The 17,536-nt window shown below is 37.4% G+C and carries 13 protein-coding genes; 4 read left to right on the forward strand and 9 right to left on the reverse strand.

What is annotated here, in order from left to right:
• Positions 1 to 12: 12 nt before the first annotated feature.
• The 6 genes from DB895_RS11755 to uvrC form a co-directional block, all read right to left on the reverse strand.
• Complete coding sequence (locus tag DB895_RS11755; protein WP_116725563.1) at positions 13 to 783, reverse strand: DUF3108 domain-containing protein; 771 nt, start codon at positions 781 to 783, stop codon at positions 13 to 15.
• 294 nt (positions 784 to 1,077) lie between these two features.
• Positions 1,078 to 2,238, reverse strand: coding sequence for a 4-hydroxyphenylpyruvate dioxygenase (hppD, locus tag DB895_RS11760; protein ID WP_116725564.1), 1,161 nt, complete (start codon positions 2,236 to 2,238; stop codon positions 1,078 to 1,080).
• A 159-nt stretch (positions 2,239 to 2,397) separates the two neighbouring features.
• Complete coding sequence (locus DB895_RS11765) at positions 2,398 to 3,555, reverse strand: homogentisate 1,2-dioxygenase (RefSeq protein WP_116725565.1); 1,158 nt, start codon at positions 3,553 to 3,555, stop codon at positions 2,398 to 2,400.
• A 223-nt stretch (positions 3,556 to 3,778) separates the two neighbouring features.
• A complete protein-coding gene (locus DB895_RS11770; protein ID WP_116725566.1) occupies positions 3,779 to 5,269 on the reverse strand; it encodes an amino acid permease in 1,491 nt (496 codons plus the stop codon).
• A gap of 89 nt (positions 5,270 to 5,358) precedes the next feature.
• Positions 5,359 to 7,566 carry a patatin-like phospholipase family protein gene (locus tag DB895_RS11775; protein ID WP_116725567.1) on the reverse strand — a complete coding sequence of 736 codons (2,208 nt, stop codon included), beginning with the start codon at positions 7,564 to 7,566 and terminating at the stop codon, positions 5,359 to 5,361.
• Positions 7,567 to 7,573: 7 nt separating this feature from the next.
• Complete coding sequence (gene uvrC / locus DB895_RS11780) at positions 7,574 to 9,373, reverse strand: excinuclease ABC subunit UvrC (protein WP_116725598.1); 1,800 nt, start codon at positions 9,371 to 9,373, stop codon at positions 7,574 to 7,576.
• Between the two features lie 359 nt (positions 9,374 to 9,732).
• On the opposite strand from uvrC, the gene DB895_RS11785 reads away from it, so the two are divergent.
• From DB895_RS11785 to DB895_RS11800, 4 genes are read left to right on the forward strand one after another with little or no spacing between them, the layout of a single operon-like run.
• On the forward strand, positions 9,733 to 10,212 hold the full coding sequence (locus tag DB895_RS11785; RefSeq protein ID WP_116725568.1) for a hypothetical protein: 480 nt from the start codon (positions 9,733 to 9,735) through the stop codon (positions 10,210 to 10,212).
• 9 nt (positions 10,213 to 10,221) lie between these two features.
• A complete protein-coding gene (locus tag DB895_RS11790; RefSeq protein WP_116725569.1) occupies positions 10,222 to 11,190 on the forward strand; it encodes a succinylglutamate desuccinylase/aspartoacylase family protein in 969 nt (322 codons plus the stop codon).
• Between the two features lie 56 nt (positions 11,191 to 11,246).
• Entirely contained in the window at positions 11,247 to 12,509 is a 1,263-nt protein-coding gene (locus DB895_RS11795; RefSeq protein WP_116725570.1) for a pyridoxal phosphate-dependent decarboxylase family protein, read from the forward strand.
• Positions 12,478 to 13,044, forward strand: a complete 567-nt coding sequence (locus tag DB895_RS11800; RefSeq protein WP_116725571.1) for a 5-formyltetrahydrofolate cyclo-ligase — start codon at positions 12,478 to 12,480, stop codon at positions 13,042 to 13,044. Before DB895_RS11795 ends, DB895_RS11800 begins: the two co-directional genes overlap by 32 nt.
• Here the strand turns inward: DB895_RS11800 and DB895_RS11805 are convergent.
• From DB895_RS11805 to ileS, 3 genes are all read right to left on the reverse strand, one after another.
• Positions 13,005 to 13,628 (reverse strand): lipoprotein signal peptidase, encoded by a 624-nt coding sequence (locus DB895_RS11805; protein WP_116725572.1) that lies wholly within the window; start codon positions 13,626 to 13,628, stop codon positions 13,005 to 13,007. The two genes, DB895_RS11800 and DB895_RS11805, sit on opposite strands and share 40 nt — an antisense overlap.
• A gap of 86 nt (positions 13,629 to 13,714) precedes the next feature.
• Positions 13,715 to 14,095, reverse strand: a complete 381-nt coding sequence (locus DB895_RS11810) for a TraR/DksA family transcriptional regulator (protein WP_116725573.1) — start codon at positions 14,093 to 14,095, stop codon at positions 13,715 to 13,717.
• 8 nt (positions 14,096 to 14,103) lie between these two features.
• Complete coding sequence (gene ileS, locus DB895_RS11815) at positions 14,104 to 17,505, reverse strand: isoleucine--tRNA ligase (protein WP_116725574.1); 3,402 nt, start codon at positions 17,503 to 17,505, stop codon at positions 14,104 to 14,106.
• Between the last annotated feature and the right edge of the window lie 31 nt (positions 17,506 to 17,536).

The following is a 17,536-nucleotide window of genomic DNA, read 5'->3' on the forward strand; positions in this document are numbered from 1 at the left end:
TCACAATTTTCATTATGGTTTTACTTTAAAGGAATATTTTAGTCCTTTGAAGGCATCCAAATCCGCCTTAATGGATCCAACCGCTAAGTTTGCCTGAATCCTGACAGGAAGCTTGTTGTCATCGTCTGAAATCCAAATGGTTAAGCTTTCCTGTTCTTTGAAAACCCTTCCCGATTGGACTAAAGGCCTAAAAACCATTGTTGGAATAACCCCAAATTTAGTATCTAAATCTTGAGTACCTATATATTTTAACTTAAACTTTGTAGTTTCATTATCAAAAAACATATCTATTACTACTGATTCTCCAACTTTAAGTTTATCAATAGTTGGATAATTTCTTAAATAATAGAATGCAGACATTATGTCTTGTGTGTTTTCGGGAATTAAATACGAATTTTCGGATTTATTTTTATAATCATTAACGAGAACCTTATTAGGAGATACACTAAAAAACCCTTCTTGATTTTTAGTATATCCCCCTTCGTCAATTTTCCTCACAAATTGATAGGGGCTTCCTGTTTCTTTATCAAAATAACTTTCATAAAGATCATCAACCTTAAAGAAAAAGCGAGACATTCCAGTAGTATACCCTTTCCCAAGAGCATGATAGACTTTTTTATTGTTTTTCACTGCCTCCTGAACCTCTAGTGTGGCATACCCCGCATTTAATAGTCCATAATGAATTCTGAATTTAAACCACTCACCCGTATCAAAAGCCCTCTCTTTCTGAGATTTAAACCCAAATGTTGTAATAACTAATAATAATATAATTACCTTTTTCATTATTTTTTATATTGATTTATTAGCAATATACAATATTCGTTCCAAATGTATTAAAACAAAAAAACCCAGTCAAATTAATGACTGAGTTTTTATGCTATTAACCAACCAAAAAACTATAAATTATAAAAATTTATATAAAAAATATAAGGAAACCACTCCTCTATTTTTTGACAGGACAAAAGTATCTCTTTTTTGATGTATTTTTAACAAAAAATCAACTTTAACATTTTTTATTAAGTCATATCATCACTACAACGATATATTTTATTAATTATTCAAAAAATTAACTTTTAATTACAGCGTTCCTCTTTTTTCTTGTTCCCTTTCAATGGATTCAAATAGCGCTTTGAAGTTTCCCGCTCCAAAACCTTTTGCCCCCATTCTTTGAATAATTTCAAAAAACAAAGTAGGCCGATCTTCAACAGGTTTTGTGAAAATTTGCAGCAAATAGCCCTCTTCATCAGCGTCTATCATGATGGCCAATTCCTCCAAAACGCCTATATCTTCATGCATCATCTTCATGTGTTCTCCCAAACGGTTAGGAACGTCTATGTAATAAGCGCTAGGCGGAGCCGATAAAAACTCAATTCCTCTTGCTCTTAATTCTTTTACCGTTGCAACAATATCATCGGTTGCAATGGCAATATGCTGCACACCAGAACCTTCGTAGAAATTTAAATACTCCTCGATTTGTGAACGTTTGTTCCCTTTAGCAGGTTCATTGATGGGAAACTTAATCCTGCCGTTCCCATTACTCATTACTTTGCTCATCAATGCAGAATATTCGGTATGGATTTGCTTGTCATCAAAAGAAAGGAAATTAACAAATCCCATGACCTCCTCGTACCATTTTACCCAAGGGTTCATTTGGTTCCAACCCACATTCCCCACCATGTGATCAATGTACTTTAAACCGATGGCAGTTGGATTATAATCTGATTTCCATTCCAAATAACCCGGTAAAAAAGCTCCCTTGTAATTTTTACGCTCTACAAACAAATGAACCGTTTCTCCATAAGTGTAAATTCCCGAACGCACCACTTCCCCAAATTCGTCCTTTTCGACTGTTGGCTCCATAAATGTTTTTGCACCTCGCTTAGTTGTTTCGTCAAATGATTTACGAGCATCATCAACCCAGAGTGCGATAATTTTTACGCCATCCCCATGTTTTTTTACATGCTCGCTAATTGGAGAATCACTAGTTAAGGCTGTTGTCAATACCAAAAGTATTTTATCTTGTTTTAAAACATAGGACACCTTGTCGCGAGAACCAGTTTCTAACCCACAGTAAGCATGGGATTGAAACCCGAAGGTAGTTTTATAAAAATGAGCGGCTTGTTTGGCATTTCCCACATACAATTCGACATAATCAGTTCCCAATAATGGAAGGAAATCTTGTGCTCCTTCGAATATTTTTTCGAGTCCGTATTCTACTGGTTTCACTTCTTTGCTCATGGTGTGTGTTTTTTATTAATTCGGTTAATCGGCGATTTGATTACTAGAACTTTTGTTGTTTATTTCGGTTCTCTAGCCCCGATAAAAGCGGCATCCTTTGCTTGCCTCCTTTAGGCAAGGAAAGATATAGCGAATAGCGGGAAACAGCTTCAAGAAAAACTAATCTACCCAGGATTTGTAATATTTCCCATCGTCAATTCCCATAGCCTCTTCAGTCACCATTAGCGGTCGGAACGTATCGACCATTACAGCCAATTCCTGAGTTTCGGTCTGCCCAATACTGCGCTCCATTGCGCCAGGTGCCGGTCCGTGAGGAATTCCCTTTGGATGTAGGGTAATGTGTCCCTGCTCTATGTTATTTCGACTCATGAAATCGCCCGCAACGTAATACAAAACCTCATCACTGTCAATATTACTGTGGTTGTAGGGTGCAGGAATTGCTTTTGGATGGTAATCGTACAATCTGGGACAGAATGAACAAACCACAAAAGTTGCCGTTTCAAAAGTTTGATGCACGGGTGGCGGTTGGTGCACGCGACCGGTTATGGGTTCAAAATTATGAATATTGAATGCATAAGGAAAGTTATACCCATCCCAACCAACAACATCAAAAGGGTGAGTAGCATAAATAACCTCATGAATCATACCTTCTTTTTTGATTTTAATCAAGAAGTTCCCTTTTTTATCATGAGTTTCAAGTTCAGACGGCAATTTGAAATCGCGTTCGCAAAATGGAGAATGTTCCAAATGCTGCCCGGAGTCATTTTTGTAACGTTTGGGAGTATATATGGGCGCGAAAGATTCCACGTAGAACAATCTATTTTCTGAAGTATTAAAATCTATTTGATAGATGATTCCGCGGGGAATAAGGAGATAATCGCCATATTCGAAAGGAATGTTGCCCATCATGGTTCGCAGTTTTCCTTTTCCTTTGTGGATGAAAATCAATTCATCGGCATCGGCATTTTTATAGAAATAGGAAGTGAGTGATTTTTGCGGTGCAGCCAATCCAATAACGCAATCTTTGTTGATGAGCAAGGGTTTTCTGCTATCCAAAAAATCCATTTCGGGTTTCAAATCAAACCCTTTTAGCAAGAGCGCCTTTATGTTTTTGCCGATGGCAATTTTGGGTTCAACCGAATAGGATTTTACAATTTCTTTAACCTGTGTAGGCCTATGAACATGGTATAATAGAGACGAATTCCCATGAAATCCTTCCGTGCCAAAAAGCTGTTCATAGTAAAATCCCCCATTTGGGTTCTCAAATTGGGTATGCCTTTTTTGAGGAAAAACTCCTAATTTATGATAGATTGGCATCGTTTAAAAGTTTTGAATTAAAATTGAAATTTATCGGAATCCATAAAATTTCAGCCAAAATCGAAGATTTAAAACAAGATACCCTATAATTTCGGCTAAAACCACACTAACAAATATCGGAAATATTTATTTTTTTATGTTAATTATTATGAACTATTTATAAAAACAAAAAAGGCATTAAAAAATTAATATTTTAATGCCTTTTTTGTTATAATGAAATGAACTACTTTTCCAGATTATTCAACTTACTATTTTTCTTACTATAGGTAAAATAGATTAAAATACCGATTGCCATCCAAGCAAAAAGTCTCAACCAATTTGTCCATCCCAGACCTACCATCATTAAGATACAAGCGGCAACACCCAATAATGGAACAAATGGAACAAATGGGGTTTTAAATTCCCTTACCATGTCTGGCTCTTTCTTTCTTAAAATAATAACTGAAATACAAACCAAAACAAAAGCGAATAAAGTACCAATACTGGTCATATCACCCACAATATCCCCAGGAACAAATGCAGCAAAAGCCCCTACAATAATTAGAATAGCCACGTTGGCCTTATAAGGTGTTTTAAATTTTGAATGCAAATCACTAAACATTTTAGGAAGTAAACCGTCCTTTCCCATGGCATAAAACACTCTGGACTGTCCCAACAACATCACCAAAATAACGGATGAAAATCCTGCTAAAATAGCCACAGTGACCAATTGTCCAAGCCAAGCGTATCCAATCATATATTTATTGATTGCAAATGCAACGGAAGCCTCTTTACCCCCCGTCCTAAAATCTTCCACGGTAGCAACACCCGTTAATACATGAGCAAAAAGAATATACAGAATAGTACAAACGGCTAGCGAACCTAAAATACCTATTGGCATATTCCGTTTTGGATTTTTCGTTTCTTGAGCAGCAGTACTTACCGCATCAAAACCAATAAACGCAAAGAAAACAGTTCCTGCGGCCCCAATAATTCCCCAAAATCCACCAAAATTATGACCAATTCCATGTTCGTCCGTAAAAATAGAACTTGGCGGGATGTAAGGAGTATGATTTGCCGGATTTACAAAATTCCAGCCAATAACAATAATCAAGACAACAATAATAACCTTAACAACAACAATAATTCCGTTTACAAAAGCAGATTCTTGAATGCCTTTTATCAATAATAAACTAATAATACCTACAATGAACAATGCCGGCAAGTTAATCATTCCGTGAGTGACCACTTGAGTTACGGGATCTGTCATTTTCTGAAATGGCGAGTGGGAGAATTCATAAGGAATGGGACTAATATGGAGCACATTGACCAATAAATTGTTGAGATATTCACTCCAGGCAATTCCTACAGTCGCTGCCCCAACAGCATATTCCAGAATTAAATCCCAACCAATAATCCAAGCCAAGAACTCTCCCATCGTTGCGTAGGTATAAGTATAGGCACTTCCAGAAATTGGTATGGATGAAGAAAGTTCAGCATAACATAATCCTGCCAAAGCACAGCCAATGGCCGCAACAATAAAAGCGATTGTTACGGAAGGTCCGGCATTTTGAGAAGCTGCCATAGCGGTTCGTACAAACAAACCCGCACCAATGATGGCTCCAATTCCTAATGCAATTAATGACCAAGCAGTTAACGTTCTTTTTAATCCTTTTTCAGATTCAGATGCTTCTGCTAATAATTGCTCCAATGGTTTTCTTTTCCAAATAGACATATACTCCTATTTTAATTTGTTTTTAGGTTCCAAATATATTGTTTTTTATATAAAATTGAACAAAAAAGAACCCTTATGCTGATTTTTATCTAAAACCAAAAGCCAACGTTAAACCAAGCAAATCCTTTACCGGTTTCTGGCGACCATGTATATTTGAATTGTATAGGACCTATAATTGTTTCCAAACCATACCCTAAAGCATACCCTGAATATTTAGGCGAAGCAATCCATCTTGTCGAGGCAAAGAGATTATCTTCAATATTGGCATAATTAGCAGACAAATTCAAGTGATTTTTTTTGAGAAATTCGTAATCAAACGTAACCGTCGACTTTATAAAACTATCGGCCGAAATACTTAAATAATCGTACCCATAAAAATGCCTGAAATTGTTTACCGTACTAAAACCATAACCCCCAAGAACAAAATTAAAAAAAGGAACACTTTTCATACCTACCGCAAATCCCGCCTCACTCTGTACATTAACTGTCACTTTTTTGAAGAGCAATTTTGCAAATCCCACATCTCCTTTTATTACAGAAAATTTATTGAATTCTTTGGTGTAATCCGAGGAGAAAACATAGTATTGCGCATCACTGGAAAGGTACCATCCTGTTTTTGGAAAATATTTATTATCTAAGGAATCGTATTTTAAATAGCCAAAAAGACTAACATAATTGCTATTTTCAAAAACGGGCATCGTGTTTTCGGTTGTTTTAGACTTAATTTTCAAAAACTTCAATTCTGCGCCAGCACCCAGCAAAAATTTCTGTACAAAAAGAGTTTGCGCATACACTTGATTGGAAAAATCAGAAAAATCTAAATTAATAGTTTCTATTCCCAATTGTTTTATTAATTCCCCATTATTAAAATCTGTCGCAACATTCCTGTTGAATTTATTGAGTCGAGATTTAATGCCAAAACTCCAATAAAAACCATTATCAATATAATAATCCAAATTGTACCTAATATTATCTCCCAATACCACATCCAGGGACATAATATCATTTTTAACCACCGTTTTTTTCTTTGTCAGATTGATTAAAATACCGCTTTTGTACAAGCCGTCATAATGCAGTCCAAATTTCAAAAACATTGTTGTTGGGTTCTCGGTCAAGTTAAGTACTAAATCATCCTGGTTTCCATTTTTCTCCAAAGTATAACTTATTGCAGCAAAATTTTGGGTAGCGGTAATATTATCAATACCTCTTCTTAAATCTTCATAACTGATTTTCGAGTTCTGCTTGAACCTTAATTTCCCTATAATATATGAATTTGTATAATAATGTAACGGGTTGATTACTATTCTATTAATCTGAAGGCTATCCGAAACAATCGACAAGCCGGGTCTGAAATCGTTTTTGGAAGCACCTAACGCTTTTAATTTTTCATAAACGGCAAATGCGGCCTCTTCGCCATTTTGAATTATTTTATTGCCATCATCAAAGGATATGATTCCATAATTTTCGATATCTGGTTTGATATAAATATCGGTTTCACGTATTTTAGCCTTCATTTTTTCGATGGTCTGAAGGTTTGTAATTTGAACTAAAATCCTTGTGGCTCCCTTAAGTTTTTTTCTGTCTAATAAATCATCTTGCACATCAACCCCAATGATAATATCTGCACCCATTTTCCGAACAGCCTCGATAGGATAATTATTTGTAACGCCACCATCTACAAGTAATTTACCGTCTATCTCAACGGGCGAAAACAGGGTAGGAAATGCGGCACTTGCCAACATTGCCTGTGCCAAATAGCCTTTATTGAGTATTACCTCTTCCCCGGTTTCTATGTTAGAACCTATACATAAAAAGGGAATCGGCAGTTTGTTGAAATCCCTAACATGCCTTACAGTTTTCGTTAGATTATTTAATAAGTTATAATTGTACATCCCTTTTGATAAGGAAGTGGGAATCCCTACTTTGAACTTATTAAAAGGCAAAGTAAAGGCATACAATTCGTCATTCCTTTTCTCGTAGAAATTCTTGGAGGACCTAGGAATAAAATCATTTATTAACTCGTCAAAATTGGTTGCTTTAAAAATAGAATCCACCTGACGGGCATTGTACCCGGTGGCATATAACCCTCCAACAATGGCTCCCATGCTGGTTCCACCAATATAGTCTATTTTTATTCCTGCTTGTTCTAAAACTTTTAAAACCCCAATATGGGCAAAACCCTTTGCGCCGCCTCCACTCAAAACCAGCCCTATTTTTGGCCGTGGCTTTTCTTGATCTTGCGAAAAAGAAGTTGCCACCGTAAAAAATGCCACAACAAGCAAAGCGATTTTTTTCATTTAGACGTTACAGATTAGAAGTTTTGTAAAAGTCGGTAATTTTTTTGGCTTTTGAAGCACCAATTACTTCAGATATCTCTTTTTCGGTAGCTAATTTCATTCTTTTAACACTTTTAAAATGCTGAATCAACGTGAGCATCGTTTTTTCACCAATTCCGGGTATAGATTCTATCGATGAATTTAGCGCCGCTTTGCTTCTTTTGTCCCGATGAAAGGTAATCCCGAATCGGTGTGCTTCATTTCGCAACTGCTGAATCACCTTCAACGTTTCCGACTTTTTATCCAAATACAAGGGAACCGAATCTCCGGGATAAAACAATTCCTCTAGTCGCTTGGCAATACCTATGATGGCAATTTTTCCTCTCAAGCCCAATTCGTCCATGCTTTTCAACGCCGAAGACAATTGTCCTTTACCACCATCAATGATGATGAGTTGCGGTAATGGCTGTTCCTCGTCAAGCATTCGTTTGTATCTGCGGTAAACCACTTCTTCCATCGAGGCAAAATCATTAGGCCCTTCCACCGTTTTGATGTTAAAATGTCGATAGTCTTTCTTGCTTGGTTTTCCGTCTTTAAAAACCACGCAAGCCGCCACAGGATTGGTTCCTTGTATGTTCGAGTTATCAAAACATTCTATGTGACGTGGCTCAACTTGGAGGCGCAAATCCTTTTGCATTTGTGCCATGATTCTGTTGGTATGCCGGTCGGGATCTACAATTTGCAATTGCTTGAGTTGCTCAATCCTATAAAATTTGGCGTTGCGAACAGACAAATCCAAAATCTGCTTTTTGTCTCCGAGTTGGGGAACGGTAACTTTAATATTTTCACCCACTTCCACTTCAAAAGGAACGATGATTTCCCGAGACAGCAAATGGAACCGTTCCCGAAGCTCAATAATGGCAAGTTCCAATAATTCTTCATCCGTTTCGTCGAGTTTCTTTTTTATTTCCATGGTATGGGAACGAATTATCGACCCATGAGAAATTTGCAAAAAGTTGACATACGCCGCACTTTCGTCTGAAACGATTGAAAACACGTCGATATTAGTGATTTTCGGATTAACTATAGTAGAACGGGATTGGTATTTTTCGAGGGTTTCTATTTTCTCCTTAATTTTTTGGGCTTCTTCAAAATGCATTTCTTGAGCCAAATCATTCATGACACGTTTGAAATCCTTCATGCTTTCCTTGAAATTCCCTTTGAGGATTTCCCGAATGGCGTCGATCTGTTTCTGGTAATTTTCCAACGATTCGAATCCTTCACAAGGCCCTTTGCAGTTGCCAATATGGTATTCGAGACACACTTTAAATTTATGGTTTTCGATATTGTTTTGACTCAAATCATAATTGCAGGTGCGTAACGGATACAATTCTTTTATCAAATCTAAAATCGTCGAAACCGTTTTAAAACTAGTATAGGGGCCAAAATATTCCGACCCGTCCTTGACCATTTTTCTCGTGGGAAAAATTCTTGAAAAAGGTTCTTTTTTGATGCAAATCCAAGGGTAGGATTTGTCGTCTCGAAGCAGCACGTTGTAGCGGGGTTGCAGGGTTTTTATTAGATTGTTCTCCAGCAAAAGCGCATCGGTTTCTGTAGGGACAACAATGTGTTTTATGGTGACAATCTTCTTGACGAGCACGTTGGTTTTTGCCGTGTCATGAATTTTATTGAAATAGGATGAAACTCTTTTCTTCAAATTTTTGGCCTTGCCCACATACAAAATTTTCCCTGCCACATCATAATATTGATACACGCCGGGACCGTCTGGTAAGGTTTGGATTTGAAGGGCTAGAGAAGGAATTGTCATTGTAGATTTATGAATGCGGATTAACAATTTTCGTTTTAATCCCAACAAATTTACAAATAACATTTTTCTAAAACCAAAATGGTCTGCCAAACTATTGGTTAACCTTAAAAATGGAGTCACCAATTCAATATCAAACTCAAAATTTTAATAAAATTCAATTATAAATTAATAAATTTCATTAATTTTTTAATATTTATTATTAATATTTAAATATAATTTATTTAAAAATAAATAACTACATTTAATTAATTATCAATTTTTAATAATTTTTAAATACTAATTATTAAAATTTTAATGATTAGTATCAATCTATTCACATTTTTTATATATTTATCATCAATTTTAAATAATTATAGGAGATGCCAATAGATAATTTAGGAAAAATTCACTTTACGGAAGAAGAAATCCATGCCGTCAATCAGGCTTTGAACCTTATCAATACCACATTACTGGGATTGGCAGAAAATCTTACCGCCGCAGAACGGAGTAAATATGGCAAAGTTGGCGCAAAAAATACCCTGCTCATTGACAAGGCAATGGATTATCACAGGAGTCAACCCGATTTGCAATCGCCAGAAGTGGATTGGCAGGAGTTTGAATTGGATTATGCCGACCGCATTCAGGCCTCGCAAATGCTGTCCCAAACCAAAAGTATTGAACAACTCTTGTTGAACATTAAAATCCTCAGGGATCATGACAATCATACCGATGCGCTCCGGGATTACCAATATGCGAAATATAAAAACCGGTTTACCAATCAGGCAGGGTATGAAACAAAAATCGACCAAATGAAAGTGTTTTTTCCGAAAACAGGAAAAACTAAAAAAAGCAATTTATAATAATCGGCTATGAAAAATTTAAAACCAATTGTGATTTTTGGCGAAAGCATTTTTCCTGGCGAAAGCAAAACGATTAACTTAGAAATTGCAAGATTACATACCACGACCAAACTCAATATCCCAATTATCGTGCGCCGATCTAAAATAGAGGGGCCCGTCGTGCTTTTCTCTGCAGGCATTCATGGCGATGAAATTAATGGGGTCGAAATTGTGCGGCAACTCATCAGCAAAAAAATAAACAGGCCAAAAATAGGAACCATCATTTGCATTCCTATAATTAACATGTATGGTTTTGTCAACAAATCCAGGGAATTCCCTGACGGAAGGGATTTAAACCGGGTTTTTCCGGGAAATAAAACCGGGTCGTTGGCCAGCAGATTTGCCTTTCATATTCTTACGGAAATTATGCCCATTGTAGAATATGCCGTCGATTTCCATGCAGGGGGTGCCAGCCGATTCAATGCACCCCAAATTCGGCTGAGTCCCAATAATGCCGATTTGAAAATATTGGCCGATGTATTTAATGCGCCATTCACTTTGTATTCTAAAAATATCACCGGTTCTTTTCGGAATGCTGCAGAAAAATTGAACGTAAAAATGTTGCTTTTTGAAGGAGGAAAATCCCTAGACATCAATACCGCTATTGCCGAAGAAGGCGTGAAAGGCGTGAAACGTTTATTATCACACTTAGGAATGCTGGATCCCAAACAAATCCCGGATAAACAAAAAAAAGCTACCATTTATATTGAAAAATCAGGATGGATTCGGGCGAAATGTTCGGGGTTATTTCAAGACTACAATTCCATAGGGGCATTCGTAAAAAAAGGAACTGTCTTGGGCATCATTACTGATCCTTTTGGCAAATTTGAACGAAAAGTAAAGGCCCCAAACGACGGCTACGTCATAAATGCCAACCATTCGCCAATAGTTTATGAGGGCGATGCTATTTACCACATTTCGAATATGGCAGAAAACTAAATCCTTTATCGTGTTTATCGTAATTTTTTAAGTAATTTTGAAAGAAATTGACGAACATGCTGTTTTGGAAAAAATTATCGCAAGCGGAAAGACAAGAGCGCATTCATAAAGCGCTAAATGAAAATGTAAATTTTGCCTATGACACTTCATTGGGCTATCCGGCATCAAAATTAGACGGAAAAGTATTCAATAGCGACGCCCCATTTTTAAAAGACTCTCCTCTTTTGCAAACCTACGTTGCCAATCCCAATCATATAGGCTGCCATACCCTAGGCACATCCGAAAAAGCTTTCAGAGGCACCCAAGAAATGGAACGCGAAGTGCTGAATGTACTTGCGGTGGATGTCCTTAAAGCAAAACCGAATTCATTCGATGGCTACATTGCCCCAGGTGGAACCGAAGCAAACATACAGGCCATTTGGATGTATCGCAATCTTTTTATACACAAACAACAGGCAAAACCCGAGGAAATTGTCATCATTTCTTCTGAAGATACCCATTATTCCATTCCCAAAGCGGCCAATTTACTGATGCTTGATTGGTTAAAAATACCTGTCAATTTTCATACCCGGGTCATCATTCCTACCGCTTTAGAAAATAGTATTGTTAGGGCTAAAGAGCAAGGAAAAAAATATTTTATTGTGGTTTCAAACATGGGAACCACCATGTTTGGCGCAATAGACAATCCCGATTCCTACACCCAAATTCTGGAAAAACACCAATTGGCCTATAAACTTCACATTGACGGAGCCTATGGCGGATTTGTCTATCCGTTTAGCAACAAGAATTCAGTCATTAATTTTGAAAACCCGAAAATCAGTTCCATAACAATCGATGCGCACAAAATGCTACAAGCTCCTTATGGCACCGGCGTGTTTATTTGCAGGAAAGACCTCATTGAAAACGTACTGACCAAAGAAGCCGAATATGTTGAAGGGATGGATTTAACGCTTTGCGGAAGCAGATCAGGTACAAATGCAGTTGCCATTTGGATGATTTTGTTCACGTATGGCCCTTTTGGATGGTGCGAAAAAATACGCGTTTTACAAATGAGAACCCAGTGGTTGTGCGATCAGCTGGATGAGTTGAACGTGAGCTATTTTAGGGAACCTTTTATGAATATTGTTACGGTTCAAGCGGAATTCATCACCAAAGCATTAGTGGAAAAATTCGATTTGGTTCCTCAAAAACACGACAACAGCAATCAATGGTATAAAATTGTAATGATGGATCATGTAGAAGTCGATCATTTGAGTACTTTTATAGAGGATTTAAAAGTCACTCTCCATGCTAAAAAAAGAATTGCGAGCAAAGTATAAAGCCTTACGCAACACCCTTACAGAAAAAGACATAGAAGAAAGAAGTCTGGCCATTGCCAATAACGTATTGAAACTACCCATTTGGAATAAAACCTATTTTCATATATTCCTGCCAATAGCGGAACAAAAGGAAGTCAATACCGAATTTATCCTGCACTTATTATCTGGAAAAGATAAGGAAATCGTCGTTTCGAAATCTGATTTCACGACCCGGAACATGACCCATTTCCTATTGACGGACAACACCAAAATCAAGAAAAACGAATACAACATCCCGGAACCGGTAAATGGCTTAGAAGTTCCTGCGGATAAAATGGAGGTGGTTTTTGTACCTCTTCTGGCTTTCGACAAAACAGGCAATCGGGTAGGTTACGGCAAGGGCTTTTATGACAAGTTCCTGTCGGGATGCAAACCGGAAACCATTAAAATTGGGCTCTCCTTTTTTGAAGCGGAGAATTTAATTACTGATGTTTATGAAAATGATGTGAAGCTGGATTATTGCGTGACTCCGAATGGGGTTTCTGAATCCTTATGAAACGCCTTTTTATTAAAAACGATCAAAATCCCGACACCGGTAGATATCGCCAAATCAGCGATGTTGAAAATGGCATTGAAGAATTTGAAATCGTTTCCGCCCCAAAAAGGCAACCAACTCGGGAAATTTCCTTCTAAAATAGGAAAATACAACATGTCCACCACTTTTCCGTGAAACACTTTTCCGTATGGATTGTCAGAAAACAACGTTGCCAGATGGTTGTGACTGTCGTCAAAAATGATTCCGTAAAAAACAGAATCTATGATGTTTCCAAGTGCTCCGGCAAAAATCAAAGCAATGGCAACCAGTAAATAATTAGAAGCCTTTTTTTGTACAGAATCCCATAACCAATATCCGATTGCCGAAACGGCGATTAATCTAAAAATGGTTAAAAATAATTTCCCATAAGTTCCCGGAATTTCCGTTCCCCAAGCCATCCCTTCGTTTTCAATAAAAAGGATTTTGAACCAACTAAACACATTTAGTTCTTCCCCAAGTACAAAATGGGTTTTGATAAAAATTTTAGAAACTTGATCTATAATTAATATGATGAAAATTAGGAGATATGCTTTTCTTAATGACATTTTGTGTTTTTTAATGGCGCAAAAATACTACTATTTTCCAAAAAAAACGCTCCAGATGGAGCGTTAATTATTATACACTAAAGTGATTATCGTTGCAAATTTTTGGCTTCTATACTCATAGTGGCGTGAGGAACAATCATCAATCGTTCTTTGCCTATTAATTTTCCTGTTACTTTGCAAACGCCGTAGGTTTTATTTTCTACACGGAACAATGCATTCTTTAAATCCCGAATGAACTTTTCCTGACGAATAGCCAATTGGGAGTTGGCCTCTTTTGACATCGTTTCGCTTCCTTCTTCAAAGGCTTTGAATGTGGGTGAAGTGTCATCCGTTCCGTTATTTAAGTCATTCATGTAAGCACTTTTTATCAAATCTAAATCTGATTGCGCTTTATTTATTTTTTTAAGGATAAGCTCTTTGAACTCCGCTAAATCTGCATCAGAGTATCTTGCTACTTCATCTACCATATTCTAAATTATTTTGTAATTATTATTCTTGTTTTTATTTCGTCGAATTCTATTTCCGTTCCATTGCTTATATTTTCCTCAAAGACAATAATTTCAGTCAAAGTTTCCGATTTAATATAGGCTTCATTAACCTTAACTGCTTTTTCCAAAGCTTCATTTTTTTGCAAATGTACTTTTATCTTATCGGTAACTTCAAACCCTGAATCTTTTCTGAGATTCTGGATTCTGTTCACAAGCTCTCTCGCTATTCCTTCTTCTTTTAATTCTTCGGAAATCGTAATGTCAAGTGCAACTGTAATTCCGTTTGAATTGGCGACCAACCACCCCTCAATATCTTGAGACGTTATTTCTACATCTTCTAAAGTTAAAATTACATTATTTCCTGCAATAACAATACTTAAACTCCCTTCTTTATCTAATTGATTGATTTGTTCCTTAGAAAAATTTTGTATTTCTTTGGATATCAACCCCATATCTTTTCCGAAACGTGGCCCAAGCGCTTTAAAATTCGGCTTGATTTGCTTTACCAAAATCCCCGATGCGTCGTCCAAAAGCACGATTTCTTTTACGTTTACCTCTGCTTTTATCAGGTCGGAAACAGCCTCAATTTCAGCCCGTTGCTTCTCGTCAAGTACTGGAATCATTACCTTTTGCAACGGTTGACGCACCTTTATCATTTCTTTTTTTCGAAGTGATAAAACTAAAGATGAAATGGTCTGCGCTTTCTGCATTTTGCTCTCTAACGATTTATTAACAAAGTTTTCAACGTGTTTTGGAAACTCCGCCAAATGCACGCTATCGTATTTTTCTGACTGGGTCGCTTGTGTCAAATCGCTATAAAGTTTGTCCATAAAGAAAGGAGCGATTGGTGCACCTAATTTACTAATAGTTAGCAAACAGGTATATAAAGTTTGATAGGCTGCAATTTTATCCTGTGCGTATTCGCCTTTCCAGAAGCGACGACGGCACAAACGAACGTACCAGTTACTCAAGTTTTCCTGCACGAAATCAGAAATGGCACGCGCTGCTTTTGTTGGCTCGTAATCGGCGTAATAGCTATCAACGGCTGCAATTAGGGTATTCAATTCGGATATAATCCACTGGTCGATTTCCGGTCTTTCGTTTAACGGAATCTCCGCTTCGGCATATTTAAACTGGTCGATGTTGGCATACAAACTAAAGAACGAATAGGTGTTGTATAACGTACCGAAGAATTTTCGACGCACTTCGGCAATCCCTTCCAAATCAAACTTCAGGTTGTCCCAAGGATTCGCGTTGGAAATCATGTACCAGCGTGTGGCATCGGGACCGTATTCCTTTAATGTTTCAAATGGATCGGCTGCATTTCCTAGACGTTTAGACATTTTTTGTCCGTTTTTGTCTAAAACCAAACCGTTTGAAACTACATTTTTATACGCTACTTTATCGAAAACCAAAGTGGCGATGGCGTGCAAAGTATAAAACCAACCACGGGTTTGATCTACACCTTCAGCAATGAAATCAGCAGGAAAATCTTTGTTTCCATCTATTTTATCTTTATTTTCAAAAGGATAATGCCATTGTGCATACGGCATTGAACCCGAATCAAACCAAACGTCAATCAAATCAGATTCGCGTTTCATTGATTTTCCGGAAGCAGAAACCAAAGTGATTTCATCAACTACATTTTTGTGCAAGTCAATCAAATCATAATTTGCTTCGGACATATTTCCAATTTCGAAACCTTTGAAAGGATTTTCTGCCTGGAAACCTGCTGCAATAGATTTCTCGATTTCGTTGTATAATTCTTCAACCGAACCAATCAAGATTTCTTCTGTTCCTTCTTCGTTTCTCCAAATTGGTAATGGGATTCCCCAAAAACGAGAGCGGGACAAGTTCCAGTCGTTGGCATTTTTCAACCAATTCCCGAAACGTCCTTCACCGGTTGCTTTGGGTTTCCAGTTGATGGTTTCGTTCAAATCGAACATTCTATCTCTGACTTCCGTGATTTTGATAAACCACGAATCCAGCGGATAGTATAAAATTGGTGTATCAGTTCTCCAGCAATGTGGGTAACTGTGCACGTATTTCTCTACTTTGAAAGCTTTATTTTCTTCTTTTAACTGAATAGCAATTTCTACATCGGCAGAACGTTCTGGAGCGTTATTATCCGTATAATATTCGTTTTTAACGTATTTTCCGGAATAACTTCCTAACCCATTTATGAATTTTCCTTGCAGATTTACTAATGGAACTGGTGTTCCGTGTTCGTCCAAAACTAACATTGGCGGAACTTCGGGAGTAGCTTCTTTGGCCACTTTGGCATCATCAGCTCCAAATGTTGGTGCGGTGTGTACAATTCCTGTTCCATCTTCGGTAGTCACAAAATCTCCTGAAATTACGCGGAAAGCATTTTCCGGATTTTGGTACGGCAAAGCCAATTGCATCAATTGTTCGTAACGAATTCCAACTAAATCAGCACCTTTGCATTCGGTCAGGATTTGGTATGGGATTTTCTTATCACCTTCTTTGAAATTTTCAAAATCGGAAGCTTCGGTACTTGGGAAAAATCCTTTTCCGAATTGTTTTCCAACCAAGTTTTTAGCCAAAATTACTTTAACAGGTCGGAACGTGTATTGATTGAAAGTTTCAACTAAAACATAATCGATTTTTGGACCAACTGTCAATGCTGTATTCGATGGCAAAGTCCAAGGTGTCGTTGTCCAAGCCAAAATATGAATATCTCCAAATCCCTGAAAAAATGAAGGTAAAGTTTCGTTTAATGCTTTGAACTGCGCCACAACGGTCGTATCCGTAACATCACGGTAACTTCCCGGTTGGTTCACTTCGTGTGAAGACAATCCTGTTCCCGCTTTTGGAGAATAAGGCTGAATGGTGTAGCCTTTGTACATCAAATCCTTGTTGTAGATTTGTTTCAAAATCCACCAAACGGTTTCCATATACTTGGATTTGTAAGTCACATACGGATCTTCCATATCTACCCAGTAGCCCATTTTTTCGGTCAAATCGTTCCACACATCAGTGTAACGCATGACGGTTTTCTTGCAGGCTTCATTGTATTCTTCGATGGAAATGGTTTTTCCAATATCTTCTTTAGTGATGCCCAATTCCTTTTCGGTGCCTAATTCTACTGGTAAACCGTGGGTGTCCCAACCCGCTTTACGCTTTACTTGAAATCCTTTTTGGGTTTTATATCGGCAAAAAATATCTTTAATGGCACGTGCCATCACGTGATGAATTCCCGGCAGTCCGTTTGCGGATGGTGGCCCTTCAAAAAATACGAATGGAGGGTTGCCTTCACGAGTGGTTATGCTTTTCTCAAAGATGTTTTCTTTCTTCCAAAAATCGAGAACTTCTGATGCTGTTTTTGGCAAGTCAAGTCCTTTGTATTCAGTAAATTTTGTGCTCATTTTATACTAATCTAAATCGAGGTGCGAAAGT

It is taken from the genome of Flavobacterium psychrotolerans, assembly GCF_003097635.1.
GTDB classification, from domain to species: domain Bacteria; phylum Bacteroidota; class Bacteroidia; order Flavobacteriales; family Flavobacteriaceae; genus Flavobacterium; species Flavobacterium psychrotolerans.